This window comes from Streptomyces sp. NPDC005141 (genome assembly GCF_053599975.1).
Window position 1 is genome coordinate 88,320 of the sequence record NZ_JBSFYW010000025.1, and the last position, 26,040, is coordinate 114,359.

23 protein-coding genes and 1 pseudogene are annotated in these 26,040 nt (G+C 71.5%); 9 read left to right on the plus strand and 15 right to left on the minus strand.

The annotated features are described in order from the left end of the window. Positions 1-318: 318 nt before the first annotated feature. The gene (locus ACWD68_RS21105; protein WP_451807949.1) at positions 319-1,359 is read right to left on the minus strand and encodes an NAD(P)-dependent alcohol dehydrogenase; all 1,041 of its coding nucleotides are present in this window, start codon (positions 1,357-1,359) and stop codon (positions 319-321) included. 174 nt (positions 1,360-1,533) lie between these two features. On the opposite strand from ACWD68_RS21105, the gene ACWD68_RS21110 reads away from it, so the two are divergent. Then, positions 1,534-2,448 carry a helix-turn-helix domain-containing protein gene (locus tag ACWD68_RS21110; RefSeq protein ID WP_451807950.1) on the plus strand — a complete coding sequence of 305 codons (915 nt, stop codon included), beginning with the start codon at positions 1,534-1,536 and terminating at the stop codon, positions 2,446-2,448. A 250-nt stretch (positions 2,449-2,698) separates the two neighbouring features. Here the strand turns inward: ACWD68_RS21110 and ACWD68_RS21115 are convergent, their stop codons facing one another. The 5 genes from ACWD68_RS21115 to ACWD68_RS21135 form a co-directional block, all read right to left on the minus strand. Then, a complete protein-coding gene (locus ACWD68_RS21115; protein WP_451807951.1) occupies positions 2,699-3,469 on the minus strand; it encodes a globin domain-containing protein in 771 nt (256 codons plus the stop codon). A 111-nt stretch (positions 3,470-3,580) separates the two neighbouring features. Next, entirely contained in the window at positions 3,581-4,264 is a 684-nt protein-coding gene (locus ACWD68_RS21120) for an ABC transporter ATP-binding protein (RefSeq protein WP_451807952.1), read from the minus strand. 41 nt (positions 4,265-4,305) lie between these two features. Next, positions 4,306-5,775 carry an ABC transporter permease gene (locus ACWD68_RS21125; protein ID WP_451807953.1) on the minus strand — a complete coding sequence of 490 codons (1,470 nt, stop codon included), beginning with the start codon at positions 5,773-5,775 and terminating at the stop codon, positions 4,306-4,308. A 208-nt stretch (positions 5,776-5,983) separates the two neighbouring features. Then, complete coding sequence (locus ACWD68_RS21130; protein ID WP_451807954.1) at positions 5,984-7,252, minus strand: L,D-transpeptidase; 1,269 nt, start codon at positions 7,250-7,252, stop codon at positions 5,984-5,986. 208 nt (positions 7,253-7,460) lie between these two features. Beyond that, entirely contained in the window at positions 7,461-7,805 is a 345-nt protein-coding gene (locus ACWD68_RS21135; RefSeq protein WP_451807955.1) for a hypothetical protein, read from the minus strand. Positions 7,806-7,915: 110 nt separating this feature from the next. On the opposite strand from ACWD68_RS21135, the gene ACWD68_RS21140 reads away from it, so the two are divergent. Together ACWD68_RS21140 and ACWD68_RS21145 are read left to right on the plus strand one after the other, a co-directional pair. Then, positions 7,916-8,248: an LPXTG cell wall anchor domain-containing protein gene (locus ACWD68_RS21140; protein ID WP_451807956.1), complete on the plus strand. Its 333-nt coding sequence runs from the start codon at positions 7,916-7,918 to the stop codon at positions 8,246-8,248. 47 nt (positions 8,249-8,295) lie between these two features. Further along, positions 8,296-9,048, plus strand: coding sequence for a DUF2625 family protein (locus tag ACWD68_RS21145; protein ID WP_451807957.1), 753 nt, complete (start codon positions 8,296-8,298; stop codon positions 9,046-9,048). 359 nt (positions 9,049-9,407) lie between these two features. Here ACWD68_RS21145 and ACWD68_RS21150 read toward each other — a convergent pair whose 3' ends face one another. From ACWD68_RS21150 to ACWD68_RS21170, 5 genes are all read right to left on the minus strand, one after another. Then, positions 9,408-11,171, minus strand: coding sequence for a DEAD/DEAH box helicase (locus ACWD68_RS21150; RefSeq protein WP_451807958.1), 1,764 nt, complete (start codon positions 11,169-11,171; stop codon positions 9,408-9,410). Positions 11,172-11,303: 132 nt separating this feature from the next. Continuing rightward, a complete protein-coding gene (locus ACWD68_RS21155) occupies positions 11,304-11,507 on the minus strand; it encodes a cold-shock protein (protein WP_261702157.1) in 204 nt (67 codons plus the stop codon). Positions 11,508-11,739: 232 nt separating this feature from the next. Then, complete coding sequence (gene hutH / locus ACWD68_RS21160) at positions 11,740-13,278, minus strand: histidine ammonia-lyase (protein ID WP_451807972.1); 1,539 nt, start codon at positions 13,276-13,278, stop codon at positions 11,740-11,742. A gap of 127 nt (positions 13,279-13,405) precedes the next feature. Further along, a complete protein-coding gene (locus tag ACWD68_RS21165; protein WP_451807959.1) occupies positions 13,406-14,560 on the minus strand; it encodes a diguanylate cyclase domain-containing protein in 1,155 nt (384 codons plus the stop codon). A gap of 108 nt (positions 14,561-14,668) precedes the next feature. Beyond that, positions 14,669-15,508: an enoyl-CoA hydratase/isomerase family protein gene (locus tag ACWD68_RS21170; RefSeq protein ID WP_451807960.1), complete on the minus strand. Its 840-nt coding sequence runs from the start codon at positions 15,506-15,508 to the stop codon at positions 14,669-14,671. A 203-nt stretch (positions 15,509-15,711) separates the two neighbouring features. Here ACWD68_RS21170 and ACWD68_RS21175 point away from each other — a divergent pair, with 203 nt between their 5' ends. Beyond that, positions 15,712-17,382: a hypothetical protein gene (locus tag ACWD68_RS21175; protein ID WP_451807961.1), complete on the plus strand. Its 1,671-nt coding sequence runs from the start codon at positions 15,712-15,714 to the stop codon at positions 17,380-17,382. A 94-nt stretch (positions 17,383-17,476) separates the two neighbouring features. On the opposite strand, the gene ACWD68_RS21180 is transcribed toward ACWD68_RS21175, so the two are convergent. Both ACWD68_RS21180 and ACWD68_RS21185 read right to left on the minus strand, forming a co-directional pair. Continuing rightward, the gene (locus ACWD68_RS21180) at positions 17,477-18,883 is read right to left on the minus strand and encodes an adenylate/guanylate cyclase domain-containing protein (protein ID WP_451807962.1); all 1,407 of its coding nucleotides are present in this window, start codon (positions 18,881-18,883) and stop codon (positions 17,477-17,479) included. Between the two features lie 298 nt (positions 18,884-19,181). After that, positions 19,182-20,048 (minus strand): biotin--[acetyl-CoA-carboxylase] ligase, encoded by an 867-nt coding sequence (locus tag ACWD68_RS21185; protein WP_451807963.1) that lies wholly within the window; start codon positions 20,046-20,048, stop codon positions 19,182-19,184. Between the two features lie 136 nt (positions 20,049-20,184). Here ACWD68_RS21185 and ACWD68_RS21190 point away from each other — a divergent pair, with 136 nt between their 5' ends. Together ACWD68_RS21190 and ACWD68_RS21195 are read left to right on the plus strand one after the other, a co-directional pair. Next, positions 20,185-21,777 (plus strand): acyl-CoA carboxylase subunit beta, encoded by a 1,593-nt coding sequence (locus tag ACWD68_RS21190; protein WP_451807964.1) that lies wholly within the window; start codon positions 20,185-20,187, stop codon positions 21,775-21,777. A 30-nt stretch (positions 21,778-21,807) separates the two neighbouring features. Continuing rightward, positions 21,808-22,017: an acyl-CoA carboxylase epsilon subunit gene (locus tag ACWD68_RS21195; protein WP_451807965.1), complete on the plus strand. Its 210-nt coding sequence runs from the start codon at positions 21,808-21,810 to the stop codon at positions 22,015-22,017. On the opposite strand, the gene ACWD68_RS21200 is transcribed toward ACWD68_RS21195, so the two are convergent. Continuing rightward, positions 22,014-23,180, minus strand: a complete 1,167-nt coding sequence (locus ACWD68_RS21200; protein ID WP_451807966.1) for an SGNH/GDSL hydrolase family protein — start codon at positions 23,178-23,180, stop codon at positions 22,014-22,016. The two genes, ACWD68_RS21195 and ACWD68_RS21200, sit on opposite strands and share 4 nt — an antisense overlap. 172 nt (positions 23,181-23,352) lie before the next feature. Here ACWD68_RS21200 and mmpB point away from each other — a divergent pair, with 172 nt between their 5' ends. Both mmpB and ACWD68_RS21210 read left to right on the plus strand, forming a co-directional pair. Further along, the gene (mmpB, locus tag ACWD68_RS21205) at positions 23,353-23,481 is read left to right on the plus strand and encodes a morphogenic membrane protein MmpB (protein ID WP_451807967.1); all 129 of its coding nucleotides are present in this window, start codon (positions 23,353-23,355) and stop codon (positions 23,479-23,481) included. Between the two features lie 157 nt (positions 23,482-23,638). Then, the gene (locus ACWD68_RS21210) at positions 23,639-24,259 is read left to right on the plus strand and encodes a Maf family protein (RefSeq protein WP_451807968.1); all 621 of its coding nucleotides are present in this window, start codon (positions 23,639-23,641) and stop codon (positions 24,257-24,259) included. A 618-nt stretch (positions 24,260-24,877) separates the two neighbouring features. Here ACWD68_RS21210 and ACWD68_RS21215 read toward each other — a convergent pair. Then, a pseudogene (locus ACWD68_RS21215) lies at positions 24,878-25,351 on the minus strand (hypothetical protein); the annotation flags it as partial. A gap of 354 nt (positions 25,352-25,705) precedes the next feature. Between ACWD68_RS21215 and ACWD68_RS21220 the strand changes: the two are divergent. After that, a partial coding sequence (locus ACWD68_RS21220) for a biotin carboxylase N-terminal domain-containing protein (protein ID WP_451807969.1) occupies positions 25,706-26,040 on the plus strand: 335 nt, incomplete at its 3' end.

Consider the following 26,040-nt stretch of genomic DNA (forward strand, 5'->3'; position numbering starts at 1 on the left):
CCCTCCCCAGGTGTCGGCAGCCGAACGGCCCCTTGGTTGTCCCCACAACCATGTGTAAGGAGGCGACTCTATCCAGTAATCGACGTCCCGCACATCCACTCTGCGAGGCCCGTCCACGCGGGGCATCGACGCAGGTCACATGACTCGGACGGCGCGCGCCCGCGCCGGAAGCACGAAGGCGCCGTTCCGGTCGTACGACGGGAACGGCGCCCGGAGGCCATGCGTATCCGGCCGGTCAGGACTGCAAGGTCGATCAGTTGACTGCCAGAGCTGCCAGGCCGGTCAGGACTGCCAGATCGGCCAGATCGATCAGGACTGCTAGATCGTGGCAGTGTCGATCACGAAGCGGTAGCGGACGTCGCTCGCGAGCACCCGCTCGTAGGCCTCGTTGATCTCGGACGCGCTGATCAGCTCGATCTCGGCGCCGAAGCCGTGCTCGGCGCAGAAGTCCAGCATCTCCTGGGTCTCCTGGATGCCACCGATGCCGGAGCCCGCGAGGGTCTTGCGGCCGCCGATCACCGAGAAGAGGTTGAGCCGGACGGGCTCCTCGGGCGCGCCCACGTTCACGAAGGCGCCGTCCGTGCGCAGCAGGGCGAGGTAGGCGTCCAGGTCCAGCGGGGCGGAGACGGTGGACAGGATCAGGTCGAAGGTGCCGCGCAGCTCCTCGAAGGTCTTCGGGTCGCTGGTCGCGTAGTAGTGGTCGGCGCCGAGCTTCAGCCCGTCGTCCTTCTTGCGCAGCGACTGGGAGAGGACCGTGACCTCGGCGCCGAGCGCGTGCGCGATCTTGACGCCCATGTGGCCGAGACCGCCCATGCCGAGGACGGCGACCTTCTTGCCGGGGCCCGCGTTCCAGTGCTTGAGCGGGGAGTACGTGGTGATGCCGGCGCAGAGCAGCGGCGCGGCCACGTCGAGGGAGATGCCGTCGGGAATGTGGAGGGTGTAGTTCTCGTCGACGACGATCTTCTCGGAGTAGCCGCCGTAGGTGGGCTCGCCGTCCTTGCCGACGGCGTTGTACGTGCCCACGCCGCCGCCGGTGCAGTACTGCTCCAGTCCGGCCTTGCAGTTGTCGCACTCGCGGCAGGAGTCGACCAGGCAGCCGACGCCCACCCGGTCGCCGACCTTGAACCTGGTGACGCCGGAGCCGACCTCGGAGACGATGCCGGCGATCTCGTGGCCCGGCACCATCGGGAAGATGGCCTCTCCCCAGCCCTCGCGGGCCTGGTGGATGTCCGAGTGGCAGATGCCGGCGAACTTGATGTCGATCAGGACGTCGTGCTCTCGGACCTCACGACGCTCGATGGTGGTGCGCTCCAGCGGAGCCTTGGCGGCGGGAGCGGCGTACGCGGCGACAGTGGTCATGCCGGGGTTCTCCTCGGGAGGGGGGTGGACCGTGCCCGGCTGTCTTCCGTCGGGCACGGCATTCAGCCTGCCCGATCCCTCGGCGTTCACCCAGGTCACGGCTCTGCGTATGTCCGCTGGTCCTACTACTGGCGGGGTCAGGCTCGGCAGCGTACGACCGTGAATACTGGATGGATGGATGAACAGCCCTCTGTGGGGCCCGCCGGTGAGGCGGCCCACCCGCTGGACCGGCGCGCCGAGCTCAGCGAGTTCCTGCGCAGCCGCCGCGCCCGGCTGAAGCCGGAGGACGTCGGCATGCCGGATTTCGGGCGGCACCGCCGGGTGCCCGGGCTGCGCCGCGAGGAGCTGGCCCAGCTGGCCGGGGTGTCCGTCGCCTACTACACGCGCCTCGAGCAGGGCAATGGACGCAATGTGTCGGCGGAGGTGCTGGACGCGATCGCGCGGGCGCTGCGCCTGACGGATGCCGAGCACAACCACCTCACGCACCTCGCGAAGCCCAAGCAGCACAAGAAGAAGCAGGCGGCCCGGCCGCAGCAGGTGCGGGGTGCCCTGCGTCAGCTGCTCGACACGTTCGACGGCGTTCCCGCGTACATCACCGGGCGGCGCTCGGACGTGCTCGTCTGGAACCGGATGGCCGCGGCCGTCTTCGGGGACTGGTCGGAGCTGCCGCCGCAGGAGCGGAACTGGGCGCGGATGGTCTTCCTCAGGCCCGAGTACCGGGACCTGTTCGTGGAGTGGGAGCAGAAGGCGATCGACATCGTCTGTCTGCTGCGCATGGACGCGGGCTGCCATCCGGACGATCCGCGGCTGGCCGCGCTGGTCGGTGAGCTGTCCGTGAAGAGCGAGGACTTCCGGCGGCTGTGGGCCACGCACGACGTGAAGGAGAAGAGCCACGGGGTGAAGCTGCTGAGGCATCCGCTGGTGGGCGACCTCGCGCTGCAGTTCGAGTCGTTCCGGCTGGTCGGCGATGCCGAGCTGGCACTGGTCACCTATCACGCGGAGCCGGGGTCGAGTTCGGCGGAGGCACTGCGGCTGCTGGCCTCATGGGGGACCGACGCGACCCGCGCGGGCACTTCCTCACCGCAGTAGACGTCACCCCCGGCAGACGTCACCCTCGGCAGACGACACCCCCAAGTGACGTCACCCCCGCGTCAGCCCGGCAGGCCTCACCCCGGTACGCGTCACCCCGGCAGGTCTCACCGGGTACGCGTCACCCCGTGGCCGTGCCCCGGCGGCCGTCGTCCCGCCGCCGCGCCGGGTGGGGCGGGCCGTGGCCCGGCGGTCGCCCCGCCGCACCGGTGAGGGGCGACGGGGCAGACGCCGGGGCCCGGGCTGGGGGTCACGGCTGGTACGGCGGCGCGGCCCCCCAGGTCCACTTCGGTACCGGCTGCTCCGCCGGCGGCTTCGCGTCCGGGCCGGAGAAGTAGACGGCCAGGCGCGTGCCCCACTCGGTGTACGCGAGGAAGGCGGAGCGGAACTCGGCGTCGGTGGGAAGTCCCGCGTCGTCGGCTGCGTCCTGGAGCAGATTGACCCAGCGGCGGCGCTGCACCTCCGTGATGCCCTTGCCCAGGTGCTTGGCGACCATGTGGCCGTGGCCCCCCTGGGTCTCGGAGTAGGCCGGCGGTCCGCCGAAGACCTCGCCGAGCCAGAGGGCGACATGAGCGGCGTGCTCGGGGGCGAGGCCCGCGAACACAGGCGCGAGGAGGTCGTCCTTGAGGACCTTGTCGTAGAACGCCTCGGTGAGGCGGGTGAAGGCCTCGGCGCCGCCCGCCCAGGCGTAGAGCGTGGGCACGGAGGCGCCCCGGCCGCGCACCGACGTCGGCTTGTAGTGGCGCATCTCCTCGATGTCGCCGATGAAGGGGCGGATCTCGGCGAGGAAGTCGGGGAAGAGCTCGGAGTTGCGGAAACCCTCGACGTGGTCCTCCGTCGAGGTCCAGGTGATCCTCAGGATGAAGTGCTCGAAATCTTCCTCGCAGCGCGCGAGTTCGTAGTCGACGCACTGCGGGGCCGCGGCGAGCTGGACCGCGGCCCGGGTATAGGCGGCGAGGAACTCCGCCGACTGCTGCTCGGAAATCCGGTAGCGGATGTATTCGACTGTCGAAACGGTCATGCCCCACACAAACACGAACGGGCCACCGGAAGCCTTCTTTCCGGTGGCCCGTTCGCTCCTGGCACATCTCCCCCGCCCGCGTCGCGGACGGAGGGGATCGGCCCGTCCCGGCTACGCTCCCGCGTTCTCCTTGACGGTGATCTTCCCCTTGCGGATGGTCGCGACGCGCGGGGCCTTCTTCGCGATCGAGGAGTCGTGCGTGACCATGATGAAGGTGAGCCCGTGCTCCTTCCACATGGCTTCGAGTACGTCCATGATCTCGTCGCGCATGGACTCGTCGAGGTTTCCGGTGGGCTCGTCGGCGAGCAGCACCTTGGGCTGCTTGACCAGGGCGCGGGCGATCGCCACACGCTGCTGCTGGCCGCCCGACAGTTCGGCGGGCAGATGTCCGAGCCGCTCGGCGAGCCCCACGGACTCCAGTGCCGCGGCGGCCCGTTCACGCCGTTCCTTCGCCTTCACACCGAGCGGTACGAGCGCGGTCTCGACATTCTCCTTGGCCGTGAGCGTGGGGATCAGGTTGAAGCTCTGGAAGACGAAGCCGATGTTCTCGCTGCGCACCCTGGTGAGTTTCGCCTCGGACAGCTTCGCCATGTCGGTGCCGTCGAGTTCGACGCTGCCCGCGGTGGGACGGTCGAGCCCGCCGAGCATCTGGAGCAGGGTGGACTTGCCGCCACCGGTGGGGCCCTGGATGACGAGCCGGTCGCCGTCGCCGATCGTCAGGTCGATCCCGGCGAGCGCGTCGATCGTTTCCTTGCCCCGGGTATAGCGCTTGGTGACGCCTCTGAGTTCGTACATGGTGCAACTCCTGGGATACGTAAGTACGTAAGGGGCGGGGCTTATTCGACGCGGCGCAGGGCGTCCGCGGGGCGCAGCCGGGAGGCGCGCCAGCCGCCGAAGGCGCCGGCGATCAGGCCGCCGGCGACGGCCAGGGCGACCGCGACGACGATGGTGTTGACGCTGACGGGCGCGGTGAGCGCGACGTCGAGGGCCTTGGACGCGGTCTGCCGCGCCGGGCCGCCGAAGCCGCCGCCGCCTGGACCGCCGCCGCCCGGGCCGCCGCCTCCCGTGTTCCCCAGCTGTGCCTGGAGGTTGGGGCTGATCTCGGTGACGACGTAGGCGCCCGCGAGGCCGAGGGCGATGCCGAGGGCGCCGCCGACCAGGCCGTTGACGATGGCCTCGCCGACCACCTGGCGGGTCACCCGGCTCGACTTCCAGCCGAGCGCCTTGAGGGTGCCGAACTCGCGCACCCGGCGGGAGACGGCGGAGGAGGTGAGCAGGCCGGCGACCAGGAACGCGGCCACGAGCACCGCGATCGACAGCCACTTGCCGACGTTCGAGGCGAGGTCGGAGGCGGTGGACAGAGAACCGGAGACGGTGTCCGCGAGGTCGGCGGAGGTGGTGACCGTCGTGCCCGAGATGTTCTTCTGGATGGTGCTCTTGACGCCGGCGATCTGCTGCGAGTCGGACGCCTTGACGTAGATCGTGGTGACCTTGTTCTTGGAGTCGCTGAGCGTCTGCGCCTGCTTGAGCGGGATGTAGAGGTTGGCCGCCGCGTCACCGCTGTCGGGCGTCGCGATCCCGATGATCTTGTACTTGACGCTCTTGACGGTGACGGTGCCACCGAGCTTGAGCTTCTTCTCCTTGGCGTACGACTTGTCCGCGACGACGACCTTGGCGTTCGTCTCGGAGGTCTTGAACGTACGACCGCTGGTGATCTTCGACGAAGTCAGCGGGCCCAGGGCGGGCTTGGTGACGTCGGTGCCGTAGACCGAGTAGTTGTTGACGTCGAAGTCGGCGCCGCCGCCCTTGACGGTGCCCTGCGGCGAGGGCTGGGCACCGCCGCCGCCCCGACCGCCCTGCTGGTTACCGCTGCTGGGGTCCTGCTGGAACTGACCGCGGGTGAACTGGCCGTTGACCCGGATGACTTGGAGGCTCAGTCCGCCGACGGAGTCGGCGACGCCCTTCTGGGAGTCGACCTTGGCGACGGTCGAGGACGCCAGGGTCTGGAAGCCCTGGACCATGACCCGGTCGCTGCTCTGCTCCTTGTCGGAACCGCTCTCCCTCGCGTCGAAGTTGAAGCGCGGGCGCTCGCTGGTGCTGGTGGCCGGCGCGGCGGCCTTGGTGACCGTCATGTCGGTCCCCAGTCCGTACAGCGACTGGAGGACCTTGCCCTGGGCCTTCTCCATGCCCGAGGACACGGAACTGACCACGATGACCAGGGCTATGCCCAGGGCGAGCCCGGAGGCGACGACGAGGGCCGCCTTTCTGCGGCGGCGCAGTTCGCGCCTCAGGTAGGTGAAGAACATGGCCGCAAGCTAGGTACGGCGCGTGATGAAGGCATAAGGCCGAAATAAGAGAATGATGAGAAGGCTGTGGCCGGGCCCAGAAATCTTTGAGAAACGCCGATGCGGCGGCGGCCCGTGGGGGCCACCGCCGCATCGGCGTCGGGTCGTATCTCGGTCTCGGACCGTCAGATCGAGTCTCGGTCCCGGACCGTCAGGTCGTGCGTCGGTCTCAGACGGCCGAACCGGCCTTCCAGGCCGCCCAGTCGAGGTTCCAGCCGTTGAGGCCGTTGTCCGGGGCGATGGTCTTGTCGCCGGTGTTCTTGACGACCACGACGTCACCGAGCAGCGTGTTGTTGTAGAACCACGCGGCGGGCGTGTTGGCGTCGTTGGCACCCTTGGTGTCGGACAGGCCGACACAGCCGTGGCTGGTGTTGACGGAGCCGAAGATGGACTTCGCGCCCCAGTAGTTGCCGTGGATGAAGGTGCCGGAGTTCGACAGCCGCATGGCGTGCGGCACGTCCTTGATGTCGTACTCGCCCTTGCCGTCGTCCTTCTTGAAGCCGACCGTCGAGCCGTCCATCCGGGTCTCCTTGAACTTCTCGGAGATCACCATCTGACCCTGGTAGGTCTTGTTCTCGGGCGAACCGGCGGAGATCGGGATGGTCTTGATCGTCTTGCCGTCCTGCGTGACCTTCATCGTCTTGGTCTGGGCGTCGACGATGGAGACCTGGTTGCGGCCGATCTTGAACGTGACCGTCTTCTGCTGCACCCCGTACACGCCGTTCGCGCCCTCGACACCGTCGAGGTTCAGCTTCAGGGTGACGGTGGAGCCGCCGGTCCAGTAGCTCTCGGGCCGGAAGTCCAGGCGGTTGGCGTTGAACCAGTGCCCGACGACCTCCTGGCCGCTGCTGGAGGAGACGGAGATCCCCTTCTGCACCGCGGCCTTGTCGGTGATCGCCTTGTCGAAGTTGATCGAGACCGGCATGCCGACACCGACGGTGGAACCGTCCTCCGGCGTGAAGTTGCCGATGAAGCTGTTGGACGGGGAGACCGTGGTGAACGACGCGTTCTCGTGGGCGGTGCGGCCCTCGGAGTCGGCGGCCTCGGCGGCGATCTTGTACGCGGTGGCGCGTTCCAGTCGGTTGAGGGGCTTCCAGCTCTTCTTGTCCGCTGATATCTGACCGGCGACGGCGGTGCCGGTCGCGGTCTTCATCGTGACGGACGTGAGCGAACCCTTGCTGACCGTGACCGCGGTGCCGTTGTTGATGGAGGCGTTGTCGGAGCCGTCCTTGGGCGTGATCTTGATCTGGGCTTCGGAGGTCTTCTTGGCCGCGGCCTCGTCGACCTTGGCCTGCGACGTGCTGTCGCCGCCGTCCGATGCGCTGGACTTGTCGTCGCCTCCGCCGCACGCAGAGAGCACCAGCACCCCGCCGAGCAGTGCGGACGCGGTCATCAGACGCTTGCGCCGCTTACTGTTCGTCATCACACGCTTCTCCATCGTTGCCGAATCCCGAAAAGACACGAGAGCCCCGTAAGGATCTCCAACGCCAGGACCGGTTCGTCCCGTTCCACTTCTCGCGAAAGTGTGGTCCACGCCACGTCCGGGCGAACGGGACGGGAGTGACGCGAGGCGGCCTGTGCGTCTCATGAGACGAGGAAACCCCGGCGACGGTTGCCGACCGGGGTCACGAATTTCCCAGGCCGCGTCAGCCGCGTACGTCTTCCTCGTCGTCCTCGTCGGCATCATCCTCGTCGAGGTCCCATTCCGGCGAATCGGGGTCGTAGTCGATGGGCTCGCTGCTCCAGGACGCCTGGGCGAGCTCGATCCCCGGCACCTCGCTGACCAGGTCGAACGGGTCGACGAGATAGGCGAGGGCCTCGGCCGTGTCTTCCGTCACTGCGCCCTCGGCGTGCGACCGCTCGTCGGCCGGCATGGCCGCGTCGTCGCCGATCCGGCGCAGTGCCGCCTTGGTGACGGCGTCGGCGTCGTCGATCTCCAGCACCAGTTCGACCCGAAGTCGGACAAACCGTGATGTCTCAGAGGTACTCATGAGAGGGAGCGTACGGCCCACGCGATGCGCGACTTTCCCACGACCCGCGCCTTTCATTAGCATCGCCCCACACGGCCAATTCGCCAGCGCCACAAGGGGATCGATATTTCGTGTCCGCCGCACGTCGATCGTTGCTGACCGCCACCGCAGCGGGGACCCTCCTGGGTGCCCTGTGGTTCGTCCCGTCCGCCAACGCGACCCAGGACGTACCCGCTCCGAGCGGGTCGGCGCCTGCGTCCGCACCGGCGGGTACCACCGCGACACGGATCTCCACCGAGTCGGACACCGCGCCGGACACGGAGTCCGACGGTGATCAGACCCTGCTCGCCGACACCGGCAGCATAGATACGACGCCGTATCTCGTCGGCGGCACGCTCTTCCTCGGCCTCGGCGCGGGATTCGTGACGTATTCCGTGCGCCGTGAGCGCACGATGGCCTACTGAGCGCACCGACCGCACTCCGGACAGACAACCCACAGCACAGGGAAGCCATGCGAGAGCTGAGCGAGCTGACCGACGTCGAGGAACCTGCCTGGCCCCTGCTGTCGAAGGCACTCGCCGCCAGCGGCGTGTCCATGGAAGTACTTCCGGTGGACCCCGATCTGGGCCGCGCCAGCCTGCTGCAGCTCCAGATCACCGCACGGTCCTGGCTGGGCGGGATGGTGCTCAACTGCGGTGGGGTGGTGCTGGACAGCGGGTGGCTGCGGATCTACGGCAGTCCGGCCGAGGACCTGTCCGCGGGGCTGCCCGGTGGCTCGACGGACCTTCCCTCGCTGGCCGAGGTCAACGAATTCCCCGAGCGGTTCGATCCGGCCTGGCGCCCCCGGGACGGCGGGCTCGTCGTCGGTCACGACGTGCTGGGCGGGGTGTTCGTGCTCAACGGCGCCGACCCGGAGTCGGTGGGGCGCCCCGGACATCCCGGCGAGGTCGTGTACTTCGCGCCGGACTCACTGAAGTGGGAAGCGCTCGAAGTGGGCCACGGGGCCTGGCTCCAGTGGCTCCTCAGGGAGGGCACGGACCACTTCTACGACACGCTGCGATGGCCCGGCTGGCGGGCGGAGTCCGGCGCCCTGACAGGCACGCAGGGGCTGTCCGTGATGCCCTTCCTGTGGTCGGCGGAGGCACGGCGCGACCTCATGTCGACGAGCCGCCGCGCGGTGCCGCTGGCCGAACTCCTCGCCCTGCACCGCGACTTCGGCCTGAAACTGGACAAGGTGGACCCGGGGTTCCTCGGCGACATCTGAACCCACCGGGTGGCACGGCGTCCACGCACGGCGACCGTCGGGTCACATGCCGCGACCGGACACCCGTAGCGCTCTGACGTCTTCGGGCGCTCCCGCCCCGCCCTGTGCCCCGGGACGCCCACGCGGCACGCTCGGCACGTCACCGACAGCGATCGGGAGGCCGGACCGCACGCGCCGCCCCGGGTGCTGAGTCTTGTCCACGCCCCGCGTCTCGCGCCCCGCGCCCCACGCCCCGCGACGGGACCACCGTGTGTCGCCCCGCGGAGGGGACCGACGACGGACGGGCGCCGGGCCGGACATGCCGCGGCCCCGCGCCCCGAAAGGGGTGCGGGGCCGCGGCGAGGCCGATCGGGTCGTGCTTACGCGGCCCTGCGGCCGCCACCGCTCTGGCCGCCGTTCTGTCCGCCGCGCTGCGGAGCGCGCCCACGCCCGCCGGAGCGACCGGTGCCCGCGCCGCCGCCGGCTTCCGTACGACGCCCCGCGCCACCGCCGCCTTCCGTGCGACGGCTCGCGCCGCCGCCTTCCGTACGTCGGCCGGCGACCGCTCCGCCGGTGCCCGTGCCCGTGCGGCGGCCGGTGGCCGCGCCACCCGCCGCGCCACCCGTGACCGGACGTCCGCCGCGCTGCTGGCGCCCCTGGCCGTCCGACCCGCCGCCCGTGCGCGTGCCGGTGGCGGCGACCGACGGCCGCCTGGCCCCGCCCCCGGTGGCACGGCGCGCCTTGGGCCGCGACTTCGGCTGCTCGGCCTGCTGCGGGACCTCGATGACGACCGGCACGCCGGAGGGCTCGCGGGCGCCGGTGAGGCGGGCGAGCTCCTCGTCGCTGGACTTGACGCGGGCGGTGTTCGGCGTGATGCCGGCGTCCGCCATCAGACGGGTCATCTCACGCTTCTGCTCGGGGAGCACCAGGGTGACGACGCTGCCCGACTCTCCGGCGCGGGCGGTACGGCCGCCGCGGTGGAGGTAGTCCTTGTGGTCGGTCGGCGGGTCGACGTTGACCACGAGGTCGAGGTCGTCGATGTGGATGCCGCGGGCCGCCACGTTCGTGGCGACGAGCGCGGTGACCTGACCGTTCTTGAACTGGTCGAGGGTGCGGTTGCGCTGCGGCTGGCTGCGCCCGCCGTGCAGGGCCGAGGCCCGGACACCGCTGGCGAGCAGCCGCTTGGTGAAGCGGTCGGCGCCGCGCTTGGTGTCGACGAAGAGGATGACCCGGCCGTCGCGGGCGGCGATCCGCAGAGCGACCGCCTTCTTGTCCGTCTCGTCGGCGACGTGCAGCACGTGGTGCTCCATGGTCGTCACCGCGCCCGCGGACGGGTCGACGGAGTGCACCACGGGGTCGGTGAGGAACATCCGGACGAGCCGGTCGATGTTCTTGTCGAGCGTCGCGGAGAACAGCAGTCGCTGGCCGCCCGGCTCGACCTGGTTGAGCAGAGCGACGACCTGCGGCATGAAGCCCATGTCGGCCATCTGGTCGGCCTCGTCGAGCACGGTGATCGCGACCTGGCCGAGGGCGCAGTCGCCCCGCTCGATGAGGTCCTTGAGCCGCCCGGGGGTGGCCACGAGCACCTCGACGCCGCGGCGCAGCGAACCGGCCTGCCTGCCGATCGACATCCCGCCGACGGCCGTGGCGACGCGGAGGTTCACGGCGGTGGCGTACGGCGTCAACGCGTCGTCGACCTGCTGCGCGAGTTCGCGCGTGGGGACGAGGACGAGGGCGAGCGGGTTCCTCGGCTCGGCGCGGCGACCGGCCGTGCGGGCCAGGAGGGCGAGCCCGAAGGCCAGCGTCTTGCCCGAACCGGTGCGGCCCCGGCCGAGCACGTCGCGCCCGGCGAGGGAGTTGGGCAGGGTGGCGCCCTGGATCGGGAAGGGCTCGGTGACGCCCTGGGCCGCGAGGGTCTTCGTCAGGGCGGCCGGCATGTCCAGCGCGTCGAAGGACTCGACGGCGGGCAGCGCGGGTGTAATGGTCTCGGGCAGGGAGAACTCCTGCGGCGGGGCGACCTTGCGGGCGCCACCGCGGCCCGCGCCCCGGCCGGTGTTGCGGCCGGCGCTCTGCGCGGAGCCGCCGGTCTGTGCGGCGCGTGCGTTTGCCGGCCGCTTACGGACGGGACGTTCGGATCGAGTCATGCTGGATCTGGATTTCCTTCCTGGGCCCCACGGACTGCACACACAGCGCTCACCACCTGCATGAGCTGTCACAGCGCGAGCCGGGCCCGCACCCGAAGGCGCGGGACCCGGCTCTGGAAAAGCGCGCTCGAACTAGGCGGGGAGAATGTTCTCCGCCTGCAGGCCCTTCTGGCCCTGCGTGACCTCGAAGGAGACCTTCTGGCCCTCGACGAGCTCACGGAAGCCGGAGCTGGCGATGTTCGAGTAGTGGGCGAAGACGTCGGGGCCGCCGCCGTCCTGCTCGATGAAGCCGAAGCCCTTTTCCGAGTTGAACCACTTCACGGTGCCAGTAGCCATGTTGTTCTCCTGAACAGGTAGTGGGCCCCCATCCGGAGATGCACCGGGTAATGCCGGAGATGCCGGTAAAACAAAACGCGCCTGCGGAGGATTCCGATCAGGCGCACAAAGTAAATGGGTACCAAAAACGTATCAATGAGACAGTAGCACACCCTGGGACGGGGGTGCGAGGCGGGATACGTGGGCCGGGGTTGCCCGGCCCACGTACGACGCCATGCTGTCGGGACAGGTCCTAGGCGAGCGGGCCGGTCACCGGTTCCACCGCGGCCACCACACGGCCCGCGCGCACGAACGCGTCCGCCGCCTCCAGGTCGGGAGCGAGGAAGCGGTCCGGGCCGGGGCCCTGGACGCCGGCCGCGCGCACGGCGTCGATTACGGCCCGCGACGCCGGGGCCGGGGTCAGGCCCTCGCGCAGTTCGATCGCGCGCGTGGCGGCATACAGCTCGATCGCCACGATGCGGGTCAGGTTGTCCACGGCGGTGCGCAGCTTGCGCGCGGCCGACCAGCCCATGGAGACGTGGTCCTCCTGCATGGCGGAGGAGGGGATGGAGTCCGCGGACGCCGGTACGGCGAGCCGCTTCATCTCGCTGACCAGCGCGGCCTGCGTGTACTGGGCGATCATCAGGCCCGAGTCGACGCCGGCGTCGTCCGCGAGGAACGGCGGCAGACCGTGCGAACGGTTCTTGTCGAGCAGCCGGTCGGTGCGGCGCTCGGCGATCGAGCCGAGGTCGGCGGCGGCGATGGCGAGGAAGTCGAGGACGTAGGCGACCGGGGCGCCGTGGAAGTTGCCGTTCGACTCGACGCGGCCGTCGGGCAGCACGACCGGGTTGTCGACGGCGGAGGCCAGCTCGCGCTCGGCGACCGTTCGGGCGTGCGCGAGGGTGTCCCGGCCGGCGCCGGCGACCTGCGGGGCACAGCGCACGGAGTAGGCGTCCTGGACGCGCGGGGCGTCGTCCTGGTGGTGGCCCGTGAGCTCCGAACCCTTCAGTACGGCCAGCATGTTGGCGGCGCTGGCACCCTGGCCCGGGTGCGGGCGGATGGCGTGCAGCTCGGGGGCGAGGACCTTGTCCGTGCCGAGCAGCGCCTCGAGGGAGAGCGCGGCGGTGACGTCGGCCGACTTGTAGAGCGTCTCCAGGTCGGCGAGGGCCATGACCAGCATGCCGAGCATGCCGTCGGTGCCGTTGAGAAGGGCGAGGCCCTCCTTCTCGCGCAGCTCGACGGGGGTGATCCCGGCCTCGGCGAGCAGTTCGCCCGCGGGCCGCACGACACCGTCGGGACCCTCGGCGTTCCCCTCGCCCATCAGAGTCAGGGCGCAGTGGGAAAGGGGTGCCAGGTCACCGGAGCAGCCGAGCGAGCCGTACTCGTGGACGACCGGGGTGATGCCGGCGTTCAGGATGTCCGCCATGGTCTGCGCGACCTCGGGCCGTACACCGGTGTGCCCGGAGCAGACGGTCTTGAGCCGCAGGAACATCAGCGCGCGGACGACCTCGCGCTCCACCCGCGGGCCCATGCCGGCGGCGTGCGAGCGGACGATATTGCGCTGCAGCTGGGCACGCAGCTCCGGGCTGATGTGCCGGCTCGCCAGGGCGCCGAAGCCGGTGGAGACGCCGTAGACGGGCTCCGGCTTGGCGGCCAGCGCGTCCACGATCGCGCGGGCCGCGGCGAGGGCCGTCACCGCCTGGTCGGAGAGCTCGATCCGGGCGCCGTCGCGCGCCACGGCGAGAACGTCGGACGCGGTCACTCCGGACGTCCCCACCACCACAGTGTGCATATCCATATTCAGGAGCGTACGCAGTGAATTCGATGATGTCACTAGCGGGTGGCCGGTTGACCCCTTACCTCGGCCTACGTCACAGCGGACACCCGTGCGGCCTCACGGGCGGGCCGCCCGCGCCGTCTCACGGGCCGGGCCGCCCGTGCCGCCCCCGGAACCTGCGGCGTTCGCCCGCCGCGGGGGACGGCGCGTCCGCGAGGCGTACGACGGGATCGTCGGGGCCCTCGCGCCCGGCGACCACGGGTTTCGCGGCCCGGACGGCCTTCGCCCGGTACTGGGCCGCGTCCGCCAGCCGGAACAGCCGGCGCGCCGACCGCACGGGGCCGATCGGGTCCTCGGTCGAGGCGACCCCGCACGCCACCCCCTCCCCCAGCTCCAACTCGGCCGCGCGGCGGCAGAGTTCGTCGGCGATGCGGACCACCTCGTCGGCCGGCGGACCCACCGCCACCAGACAGAACTCGTCGCCGCCCAGCCGCGCGGCGAGGGTGCCGGGAAGCATGGCCCCGCACAGCGAGAGCACCGACCCGAACCGTTCCAGGAGCCGGTCTCCGACGGCGTGCCCCCGGGTGTCGTTGACGCGCTTGAGCCCGTTGAGGTCGCAGACGACGAGGCTGACCACGGACGCGTCGCTCTTGTGCCGCTCGACGGCCTCGTCGAGCCGTACGTCCACGGCCCGGCGGTTGGCGAGTCCGGTCAGGGCGTCGGTGTAGGCGAGGCGCCGGGCTTCCTCCAGGCGCTCGGTCTGGGCGATCCCGGCGGCGACGACGGAGGCGAGGACGGTCGCGAAGTCGGCGTCGGCCGGGCCGAAGACGGGGGCGCCGGCCGAACGGGCCACGTAGAGCTCGCCCCACGCCCGCCCGTGCAGCACGATCGGCGCGACGACGCAGCAGCCGCGCCCGCGTCTGCGCAGGGCGGCCACGCGCTGGTGGCAGTACCCGGCGGGGCCGGCCGCCGGGCCGTCGGCGGTCTCGACCCAGGCGTTGGGCTCGCCGCCGCCCGCCCACCGCTCATGGAGGAACTCGGTGATCTCCGGGAACTGGTGCACCGGGTAGGCCTCCCCGTCGGGGAACTCGTCCTCGTCCGGGGCGCGGTCGCCCACGTTGGCGAGCACCCGCAGCCGGCCGAGTTCACGCTCCCACACGGAGAGCGCGGCGAAGCTCCCGGTCAGCGCGTGACACGCGCCGAGCGCCGCGGCCCGCCACGACTCCCGCGGAGTGTGCGCCGCCGCCATCCCCTGAGCCAGCGCCACCACGGCCCTCAGCCGACTGTCCTCACCCATCACCCCAGGCTAGGGATATTTGCCCATATTTGGGACATTGGCATGGCGAACAGGGGTCCGGACCCGGAGGGCCGGAAGGGCCGGGCCGGGGACGGCGCGGCGCGAGGCCTACTCCCCCGGCCACTCCGGCTTGCGCTTCTCGTTGAAGGCGGCGACGCCCTCGGCCCGGTCCCCGGAGAAGGCGACGGACCGCCAGGCGGCGTCCTCGACCTCCAGGCCGGCCCGCAGGTCGAGTCCATGACCGAGACGCAGGGCACGCTTGGCCGCGCGCAGCCCGACCGGGGAGTTCGCGGCGATCCGGGCGGCCAGGGCGAGTGCCTCGGCCCGGTCCTGCCCCGCCTCCACCAGCTCGTCGACCAGCCCCAACTCCCGCGCCTCGCCCGCCTCCAGACGCCGCGCCGAGAAGATGAGCTCGGCTGCGCGCGCGGCACCGACCCGGCGCGGCAGCAGCTGCGTACCGCCGCCGCCGGGGATCACGCCGACGGACACCTCGGGCAGCCCGACGACCGCCGTGCGGTCGGCCACGATCAGATCGCAGGACAGCGCGAGCTCGAACCCGCCGCCCAGCGCGAACCCGTGAACAGCGGCGACGGTCGGCATCGGCAGCTCCAGGACACCGGTGTACGCGGCTCGCGCGACCGGCCGCTGACGCACCAGCTCGGCATCGGTGAAGGAGTTCCGCTCCTTCAGGTCGGCGCCGACGCAGAAGGCGCGCTCATGGGTGGACGTCAGCACGACCACCCGGACGTCCCGGTCGGCGGCGAGGGCGTCGCAGGCACCGGCGATCGAACGTGCCATGTCCGTGGACACGGCGTTCATGGCCTTGGGCCGGTCGAGGACGAGCTCGGCGACGTACCCGTGCCGCCGTACGGCGACGAACTCCCCGAACCTCCGCTCGCCCGGCTCCGTCCCCTGCTCCGCGCCTCGCTCCGCCCCTTGCTGCGCCATGACACCCTCCCGGTTAACGCGGGTTAACAATCGACGCCCCGATCATCGCAGCCGAGGCCGTTCGACGAAACCCGCCCCCTCGCCCCGTACCTCCTCGTTCGAGTGACATCCCGCCCAACTCCGGTTCGCGGCCCTCAAAGCGCGCATAACCTGCGCACCGCCACAGCGCATTCGGGACGCCGGCACACCGGGGAGGGACGACCATGACGAACCGCGAGACACCGCAGGCCGGCAGCACCCGGCCGGACCCACGAGCCACAGCCATCGCCACGCGGCCGATGGCCCCGAGACAGTCCGGGGCGACTCCGCCCGACACCTCGCCCGGCTGCCCGCCCCCGGCCGGCACGGCGGGTTCGGCGCCGTCCCTCTCCACGAAGGTGGGCCCTCCGCGGTCCGGCTCCAGGACGACCGGGGCCACGGCGACCGGGGCCGCCGCGGCAGCCGCCGCACCGGCCGGTTCCCGGTGGGTCCGCGTCAAGCCGCTCAGCAAGGCGATGCCCGCCCCCACGCCGTTCAGCGCCACCGCGTACGGCGCGCTGAACGCGGGCGCCGTGACGACAGCCACCGTGGCGACGGGAGCCGCCGGGGCCGCCGCCCCGAAGGACGGCGTGACGCCGGCGCGGTCCGCGACGGCCGACTCCGCGAAAGCGAGCGGTGCCGACGCCGGGGCCACGACGGCCGCACCCGCAGGGACCGGGCACGTGGCCCCCGGAGCCGAGGCGACAGGGTCCACCCCGTCGGCGGCCACGAAGACCGGGCCCACGGGGACCCGGCCGACACCGGCCGCGGACGCCGGCAGCGCCACGTCCGCGACCGTCGGCAACGGGAAGAAGGACGGGAGCGCGAACGCGGAGGCCGCCCCGCCCGGAGCCACAGGGACCGCCGGTACCGGGAGGATCGGACCCACGGCCGTCGGTGTCGCGAGGACCAGTGCTCCGGACACCCTCGCCGCGGCGGCCGGAGTCACGGAGCCCGGCTCTGTGGCGGCCGGGTCCGTGGCGGCCGCCTCCGCGAACGCCGGGGCCGTACCCCACAGGGCCGCGAAGATCTGGGGCACCGCACCAGGGGTGGTGACGCCCGAGGGCGCGGCGGGCACCAGGACACGGGGAGGCGGGGCCGCGGCAGGCGCCCGAACGCGCGGAGCCGAGGCCACGGCGGGCGTTCAGGTGCCGGAGGGCGGGGGGAATCCCGCTGCTCAGGCGCGAGGGATCGTTCCGGCGCCGCGGTCGGCCGGCGTCCACGGGCCCGTGGACGCACCCGGCGACAACGACCCCGCTCCCGTCCGGCTCCGTACGGTCCGGGGGAGGCACCGCCGGCCCCGGCCGCGACGCGTGCTCTTCGCCGTCGGGGGATTCGCGCTCGCGGCGGGAGTGCTGAGCTTCGCCCGGATGACACCGGAGTCGATGATCGGGGGCGGCGGAACCCCGGAGACGGAGCCGGCCGCGACGGCCACGGACACGGCGGGCGACGCCGTCAACGCCGTCGAGACCGCGCCCCCCTCCGGACACCCCGGGACCGCCCAGGGGAGCGCCACGGGCGCCACGGGGAGCGCCGTGATGGGCGGGGAGAGCCTGGCACCCACCTCGGGCGTGAGCGTGAACCCGACGCCGTTCCCGACGGCACCCGCCGCGATCCCGGCGGCCCGCGGCGACGCCCCCGTCACCACCGCGCCGGACACCACCGGTATCCCCACGGCCGCCATGACGACTCCACCGCCACCGGCGCCGACGTCCGCCCCCACCACCACGGCCCCGCGGCACACCACCCCGTCCCCGACGGCCCCCGCACCGGCGCCGTCGCACCAGCCGCCGAACGTGTGCGTACCGATCGTCGGCATCTGCGTGAACGGGCTGCTGTCACCCGGCCACCAGTGACGACCCGGGCAGGGCGGCACCGGGCAGACGCGCGCCGGCCGTGTGCGCACGGCCCGGCTCGCCCGGCCCCGGATCGGCCGGGCGCGGGGTCCCGCTAGGTCTGGTTGTCGCGGCGGGCCAGCAGCCACGGTTCGATGACGCCGAGTCCGCGGACCGGCCGCTGCCACATCGGCTGGAGCGCGAAGCGGTACGAGGGCGGTTCCTCGCCCTCCTTCTCCGCGGTGGCCGCGGCCTCGGCGGCCTCCGCCTCGGAGGCCGGAGCGTCGCCGGTACGGGTCAGCTCCTCCGCCAGGGCGCCGTCGACGAGGACGGCGTCGCGCGGAGCTATCGACGTGAGGCGGCTCGCCAGATTCACGGTCGTACCGAACACGTCGCCCATGCGGGTGGTCACCGTGCCGAAGGCGATGCCGACGCGCAGCTCCGGCATCGTCTCGTCGTTCGCCATCGTCTCGATGAGCCGCAGCGCGATCTCGGCGGCGACACCGGCGTCGTCCGCGGAGTAGAGCACTTCGTCGCCCAGGGTCTTGATGAGCCGTCCCCCGTGGGCCGCCACCAGGTCCGCCGCCGTGGTCTCGAAGGCCTCGACGAGCTCGCCGAGCTCCTCCTCCTCCATGCGGCGTGTCAGCCGGGTGAAGCCGACCAGGTCGGCGAAGCCGACAGCGAGACGGCGGTCGACCATCTCCTCGTCGTCGGCGGCCTGCACGACCCGGCCGGTGGCGGCGGCGAGCTGGCGGCGCCAGACGTAGACGAGGAACTCCTCCAGCTCGGGCAGGAGCAGTTCGATCAGCGGGTACGTGACCTCGGTGCGCGTCATCCCCGGTTCGGGGGGCTCGGTCAGACCCTCCAGGAAGGAATCGATCTGCCATTCGGCCAGACGGGCGGTGGTCTGCCCGGTGGACCGGGCGACCTGGACGGCCATGGCCTCGCTCAGCAGGCCCGCCTCGACGAGACCGGCGAGGCGTCGCAGAGCGAGCACGTCCGCCTCGGTCAGCGCCTTGGCCTGGCCGATGTCGGCGAACCCCATCGCCCGCCAGAAGCGGGAGGCCAGCTCCATGGAGACGCCGGCGCTGCGGGCCGCCTGGAACGGGGTGTAGCGGCGCTCCGCGCCGAGGATGAGCCCCTCCAGACGCAGCGCGAGCGGGTCCTCCCCGGAGTCCGGCTCGGCCTGCGGGTCCACCCGGCCGTTCGCCTCGTGCCGAGCGTCGGGCCGGACGTCCGGTCGTGCGTCGGGCCGGTCGTCCCTGTGGATGTCGCTCCCCACGTCGGAGTGGTCGTCCCTGCGGATGCCGGTTCCCGCGTCCGAGCGGTCTTCCGGGCGGAGGTCCGGGCGGTGCTCCGGGCCGGTGCCGGTCCCGGTGTCGGGACGGTCGTCCTGCCGGGTGTCGCCGTCCGCGGCGGCCCGTGCGGGTGTCGCGTCCGTGACCGGCCCGGCGGTACGGCCCGGCTCGCCGTCGGGGGCGGGGTGGGCACCCGTGCCGGAGCCGGTGTCGTCGACGGTCACGCCTGCTGCCCTTCCGATCTGCCGTGGTCAGGTATCGACCGCGCTCAACTCTACGGCAGGTGTGCGCTGGCTCACTCCCGATGCCGGGACCGAGGTCGGGGACGGTGCCGAGGTCGAGTGCACCACGTCGTTCCGCCCTCCGGCACACCATGTCGCACCGCCGGCGGACGCACCACGTCACACCACCCTCGGCCCCGTCGCGTCACACCGCCCGCCGGCCCGTCGCCTCGCACCTCCGCCGGCCCGTCACGTCACTCCGCCCGCGGACCCATCGCGTCGCTCCGCCCGCGGACCCACCTCACACCGCCCGAAGGTGCACCACGTCTCCGGCGCCCACCGGCTCCTGCACGCCTTCCTCCGTGGCGATGACGAGCCGCCCGTCCCCGTCCACGGCCACCGCCTCCCCGACGATCGACCGGCCTCCGGGCAGCTCGGCCCGCACCTCGCGCCCGAGGGTCGCGCACCCGGCCGCGTACGTCTCCTGCAGGCCGGAGGCTGCGGGGTCGCCGCCCACGGCGCGCCAGCGCTCGTACCACTGCTCCAGGGAGCGCAGCACGGCCCGCAGCACGGTGTCACGGTCCGTGGTCGTCGCGCCCGCCAGCGCCAGCGATCCGGCGCCCGGCACAGGCAGTTCGTCCTCGCGCAGCGAGACGTTGATGCCGATGCCGACGACGACCGCGTCGGTGCCCGCGCGCTCGGCGAGGATGCCGCCGGCCTTGCGCTCCTCGCCGTCCACGGTGACCAGCAGGTCGTTGGGCCACTTGAGTGCCGTGTCGACCCCGGCGGAGCGTGAGAGCGCCGTCGCGACGGCGACGCCGGTGAGCAGCGGCAGCCAGCCCCAGCGTTCGACGGGAACACCGGTGGGCTTCAGCACCACGGAGAAGAAGAGGCCGGAGCGGGCCGGCGCCGTCCACTGGCGGTCCAGACGGCCGCGCCCGGCGTTCTGTTCCTCGGCGACGAGGACCGCGCCCTCCTCCGCCCGTTCCTTGGTCACGAGGCCGACCAGATCGGAGTTGGTGGACCCGGTGCGCTCCACCACCTCCACGTCGCTCCACAAGCCGTCGTCACGGACCAGTGCCCGGCGCAGGGCGGCCCCGTTCAGCGGCGGACGGTCCAGGTCGGACCACCGATTGTCGTTCGCGTCTGCTGCATCTCGCGGCGTCATGCAACCCACCCTAGGTGTGGTAAACGCCGCACTGCCGATCGGTAGGCACACCACTACGCTACGGATGAGTAGCAAGCCCCCCTTCTGAGCACCTCACTCTTACGTCCCCTTAGAGCAGGCAGGGAGCCGCACCCCGATGTCCGAGCCGGAAGAGCTGCAACACCCCGACATCCACACCACCGCGGGCAAGCTCGCGGATCTGCAGCGCCGCATCCAAGAGGCGACGCACGCCGGCTCGGAACGCGCCGTCGAAAAGCAGCACGCCAAGGGCAAGTTGACGGCTCGTGAGCGCATCGAACTGCTGATGGACGAGGGTTCCTTCGTCGAGTTCGACGAGTTCGCGCGGCACCGGTCGACCGACTTCGGGCTGGAGCAGAACCGCCCGTACGGCGACGGCGTGGTCACCGGCTACGGCACGGTCGACGGCCGCCCGATCGCCGTGTTCTCCCAGGACTTCACCGTTTTCGGCGGTGCCCTCGGCGAGGTCTTCGGCCAGAAGATCATGAAGGCGATGGACTTCGCGCTGAAGACCGGCTGCCCGGTCATCGGCATCAACGACTCGGGCGGCGCGCGGATCCAGGAGGGCGTCAGCGCTCTCGGCATGTACGGCGAGATCTTCCGCCGGAACACGCACGCGTCGGGCGTCATCCCGCAGATCAGCCTGGTCGTCGGACCGTGCGCGGGCGGCGCGGTGTACTCCCCCGCCATCACCGACTTCACGGTCATGGTCGACCAGACCTCGCACATGTTCATCACAGGTCCGGACGTCATCAAGACGGTGACGGGCGAGGACGTCGGCTTCGAGGAGCTGGGCGGCGCCCGCACGCACAACGCCGTGTCGGGCGTGGCCCATCACATGGCGGGCGACGAGAAGGACGCCATCGAGTACGTCAAGCAGCTGTTGTCGTACCTGCCGTCCAACAACCTCAGCGAGCCCCCGGTGTTCGCGGAGGAGGCGGACCTCGCCCTCACGGACGAGGACCGCGAGCTGGACACGATCGTGCCGGACAGCGCGAACCAGCCGTACGACATGCACCGGGTGATCGAACACGTCCTGGACGACGCCGAGTTCTTCGAGACGCAGGCGCTGTTCGCGCCGAACATCCTCACCGGCTTCGGCCGGGTCGAGGGCCACCCGGTGGGCATCGTCGCCAACCAGCCGATGCAGTTCGCCGGCTGTCTGGACATCGACGCGAGCGAGAAGGCCGCGCGCTTCGTGCGGACGTGCGACGCGTTCAACGTGCCCGTCCTCACCTTCGTGGACGTGCCCGGCTTCCTCCCGGGCGTCGACCAGGAGCACACGGGCATCATCCGCCGCGGCGCCAAGCTGATCTACGCCTACGCCGAGGCGACGGTCCCGCTGATCACGATCATCACCCGCAAGGCCTTCGGTGGCGCGTACGACGTCATGGGCTCCAAGCACCTGGGCGCCGACCTCAACCTCGCCTGGCCCACCGCGCAGATCGCCGTGATGGGCGCGCAGGGCGCGGTGAACATCCTGCACCGCCGCACCATCGCGGCCGCCGAGGACCAGGAGGCCACCCGGGCCCGGCTGATCCAGGAGTACGAGGACGCGCTGCTGAACCCGTACGCGGCGGCCGAGCGCGGCTACATCGACGGCGTGATCATGCCGTCGCAGACCCGCTCCCACGTCGTGCGCGGACTGCGTCAGCTGCGCACGAAGCGGGCATCACTGCCCCCGAAGAAGCACGGCAACATTCCGCTCTAGTCCCCGCAGACCCGGATCCTGGGAGCAGACATGACGATCAAGGTCGTACGGGGCAATCCGACCCCGGAGGAGCTGGCCGCCGCACTGGCGGTGGTCCGCGTACGCGCCGCGGCGGCGGCATCCGCCCCGTCCGGCGCGTCCGGGTCGCGCGACTCCTGGTCCGACCCCGCCCGCATCGCCGCGCACCGGCTCCCGCGGCCGGGGCCGACGACCTGGGGCCGCAGCTACTGGCCCGGCTAGGGCGTGACCGGGGCCGACAGGCCCTGAAGCACCGTCGCGACGGCTTCGGCCATCACCGCGTACCCGGCGTCGTCGGGGTGCAGGTGGTCGCCGAAGTCGTACGCCGGGTGCAGCCCGTCCGGGTCCGCCGGATCGGCCAGGGCGCGGTTCAGGTCCACGACCGCGTCCCATTCCCCCCGCGCCGGGTCGCGGATCCACGCGTTCACCTCGTGGCTCACCTTCGCCGCGTGCTCGCCCCAGTGGTCGGAGCCGCCGAAGGGCAGCAGAGTCGCGCCGATCACCCGGAGCCCACGGGCGCGGGCCGCGTGTATCAACGTCCGGTATCCGGCGATGAGTTCATCGGCCTCGACCACCGGAGCCGGCCGGTAGGTCGGCTGTTCGTCCGTCTCGCTGAAGCCGATGTCGTTGACGCCCTGGAGTACGACCAGTGTGTCCACGCCCGGGTGGCCGAGGACGTCGCGGGCGAGCCGGTGGACGCCCTTCTCGCCGTACCAGGCGGAGTCGTTGAGCAGCAGGTTCCCGCCGATGCCGGCGTTGAGGACGGGCCTTCCGGTGCGTTCGGCGAGCGCGTCGGTCCAGCGCCGGTCCGCGCCCGGGGTGGAGCCGAAGCCGTCGGCGATGGAGTCGCCGAAGAGCGCGATCCCGTCCCCGCGTCCGCCCGCGTCGACCTCGACGGCGGACAGGAAGTACCAGGATTCGGTGTCCTGCGTGAAGCCGTGCCCTTCGAGGTCGTGGAGGCGGTCCCCGGCGCCCCGGTAACTGGTCGCGAAGGCCTGTGCGTGAAACGTCGCGGGCCCCGTGACGGCGTCGAAGTGCAGGGTGACGGTCACTGATTCCAGTGATTCCAGGGGAAGTTCGGCGGGATCACTGACGAGATGGCCGTGCGCCGGGATCTCGGCGGAGGCGGACCCTCGAAAGGTGAGCCGCCGCACCGAGCCCGCCTCGACGGCCGCCCCGCGCGCCGTACGGGCGACGGTGGCGCCCGCGATGCGCAGCGGCGAGGTGCCGTACGCGTTGGAGAGCCGGACGCGGAGCCGGTCGCCGCCCGCGGTGAGGCGGACGACCTGGCGGAGCGACTGGCGCCAGAAGCCCTCGCGCGACCAGTTGGGGGTGAAGCCTTCGCTGGGGAGCTGGGGCGATGCGGTCCAGGCGGTGGTGAACATGGCGATTCCCTCTCCTGCCACTCAAACGGGACTAGAGTTCCTTTAGTGACACCCATGACCGTAGCAGGCCCTGTCGCACTAAAGAAACCCCAGACCCGTTTACACAGGATGCCCGCAAGTTGAGTACGCGTACTCAGGCGCCCGGCCGTCCCGCCGTCGCACGATCGAGGACATGCTGTGGTCCGATCCGGAGAACGAACCTCCCAAGGAACTCCGCGACATGCAGGACATGTTGCGGCGCCTGGGCGTTCTCATGGCGCTGGCCATGGTGGTCGCGATGATCCTTCTGGGCGTCCGCTGACCCCGTCGGCATCCGCGGCGCTACCCCGCGTCCGACGGTCGGCCGACCGGGATTCCCGCCGGTCCGGTCCGCAGTCGGCATCGGACGGTCCCGAACCGCCCGCATGGAGCGAACGGCGGCCGAGGCAAGGGCCGATCGGCGCCGATACCCTGACCCCATGACCGATCAGCCGCGCCGCCGTCTCGTGCTCGCCTCGCAGTCCCCCGCCCGACTCAACCTGCTGCGGCAGGCCGGACTCGCCCCCGAGGTGATCGTGAGCGGGGTCGACGAGGACGCCGTATCCGCACCCACCCCCGCCGAACTCGCCCTCGCGCTCGCCGAGGCGAAGGCCTCCGTCGTGGCGGCACGCCCCGAGGTCCAGGGCGCGCTGGTGATCGGCTGCGACTCGGTGCTGGACCTGGACGGCGAGGCCCTCGGCAAGCCCGCGGACGCCGAGGAGGCCACCGCGCGCTGGAAGGCGATGCGGGGCAGGGCGGGCACACTCCAGACGGGACACTGCGTCTGGGACACGACACAGAAGCGGTGGGAGTCCGCCACCGCCTCGACCGTGGTCCGCTTCGGCGAGCCGACCGACGCGGAGATCGCCGCTTACGTCGCCTCGGGCGAACCCCTCCACGTGGCGGGCGCGTTCACCCTCGACGGCCGCTCGGCTCCCTTCATCGAGGGCATCGACGGCGACCACGGCAATGTCATCGGCATCTCGCTGCCGATGGTGCGCAGGCTGCTGGGCAAACTGGGCGTCGGCATCACGGAGTTGTGGACGCCCCGGGAGAAGTGAGAACCGCGGGGGCGACCGGGAGGCCGAGGGAACACCCGAACGGCCGGGGTAACGAGCCCTCAGCCGGGACGCGTTGACGGCCGCACGACCGGAACGGGAACGCCCGGCCGACCGGGAACCCTCGGGCCGACCGGAAGACCGACCGGCCGGACGAGAGGGCCGGGCGGCCAACAGGGCTCCGCCGACCGACCCGGAGGGCTCAGCAGGTCGGAGCACCGGTCGGTCGGCACGAAGGGCTCACCGGCCATGAAGACGGCCAGCCGGGCGAGGAGGCTCGACCGACCGAGAGCGCCTGGCCGACCGACCCGGAAAGCGCAGCCGACCGAGAGGCCGACCGGACGGACGAGAGGGCCGGCCGGGGCGTCGCTCGACCGGCCCGGAAGGCTCGGCCGGCCGGTCGGGGCGTCGGTCGATCCGCTCGGTGAGTTCGGCTCGCCGGGAGGGGCGTCAGGTGGTCGAGGGGGCGGGCGGCGGCGTGACGGCGGCTTCCCCTTCACCGACCCTCTTCGCGTCGGCACCCTTCCCCAGGTCGGCACCCTTCCCCAGGTCGACACTCTTCCCCTCGTCGGCACGATGGCCCTCGACAGGTTGACCCGCGTCGACGGGCCGGCTCGCGTCGACGGGCTCCCCCTCGTCGACACCCTCCCCTTCACCGTCGCCGTTCCCGACACCCTGCGGCGCGGCGTCGACGGGCCCGGTCTCCCGGCGGTCGTACGCCAGAAGGGTGAACACGATCAGGCCGAGCACGACCATCATGAAGGCGAAGGCGCCCCAGCCCACCAGACCGACCGTGAAGGCGCCGAGCAGGGCGTGCACCACGGCCGCGCTGACCAGCAGGACACGCCCGAGGAGACCCGGCGCTCGATCGCGGAGCGCGACCAGCAGTGCGGACACCGCACACGCCGCGAAGTAGAGCCCGAAGACCAGTCCGCCGACCTTCGAGGACACCGACATCATGTCGGAGTCGAGCCCCGCCAGGGACATGTCCTGGCGGTCGACGACCACTCCCAGGAACCAGTTGAGGAGTGCGATACCTATCGCCTCCACGAAGAGCACGATCGCCGCCACCCATGCCACCGGTCTGCGCACCACCGGCCCCACCCACTTCCGCGTGCTGTTACCCCAAGTACGTTCGAGACATCCCGAACGCTACTAACGGGTAAACCCCGGGACAAGGGTTCTGCCGAGGGCAAAGAATCGTTGGGCCATTCGTAGGGACTCGACAAAGAATCGTTGTGGGCCGCAGCACGGAGTCACAGAGACCTTGGCCACACCGGAGGGCTAGGGTTCAGGGAGGGATTCCCGCGTGCCTTGGCACGACAAGGGATTTCGCGGGTAGGGCGAGCCTCGTATCACGCTCCGTGTGGGCAAGCTCACCACTGGGGACGGGTCGAAACGTCGTGTTGGCTGTCCCTAAACTCGGCTTGTTTCAAGGAGGGAGCCATCGTGCGCAAGGTGCTCATCGCCAACCGTGGCGAAATCGCTGTCCGCGTGGCCCGGGCGTGCCGGGATGCCGGGATCGCGAGCGTTGCCGTGTATGCGGAACCGGACCGGGACGCTCTGCATGTCCGTGCGGCGGACGAAGCGTTCGCATTGGGCGGTGACACCCCGGCCACCAGTTACCTGGACATCGCCAAGGTGCTGCAGGCCGCCAAGGACTCGGGCGCGGATTCCATTCATCCGGGCTACGGCTTTCTTTCGGAGAACGCGGACTTCGCGCAGGCCGTTCTCGACGCGGGGCTGATCTGGATCGGTCCGCCGCCGCAGGCGATCCGGGACCT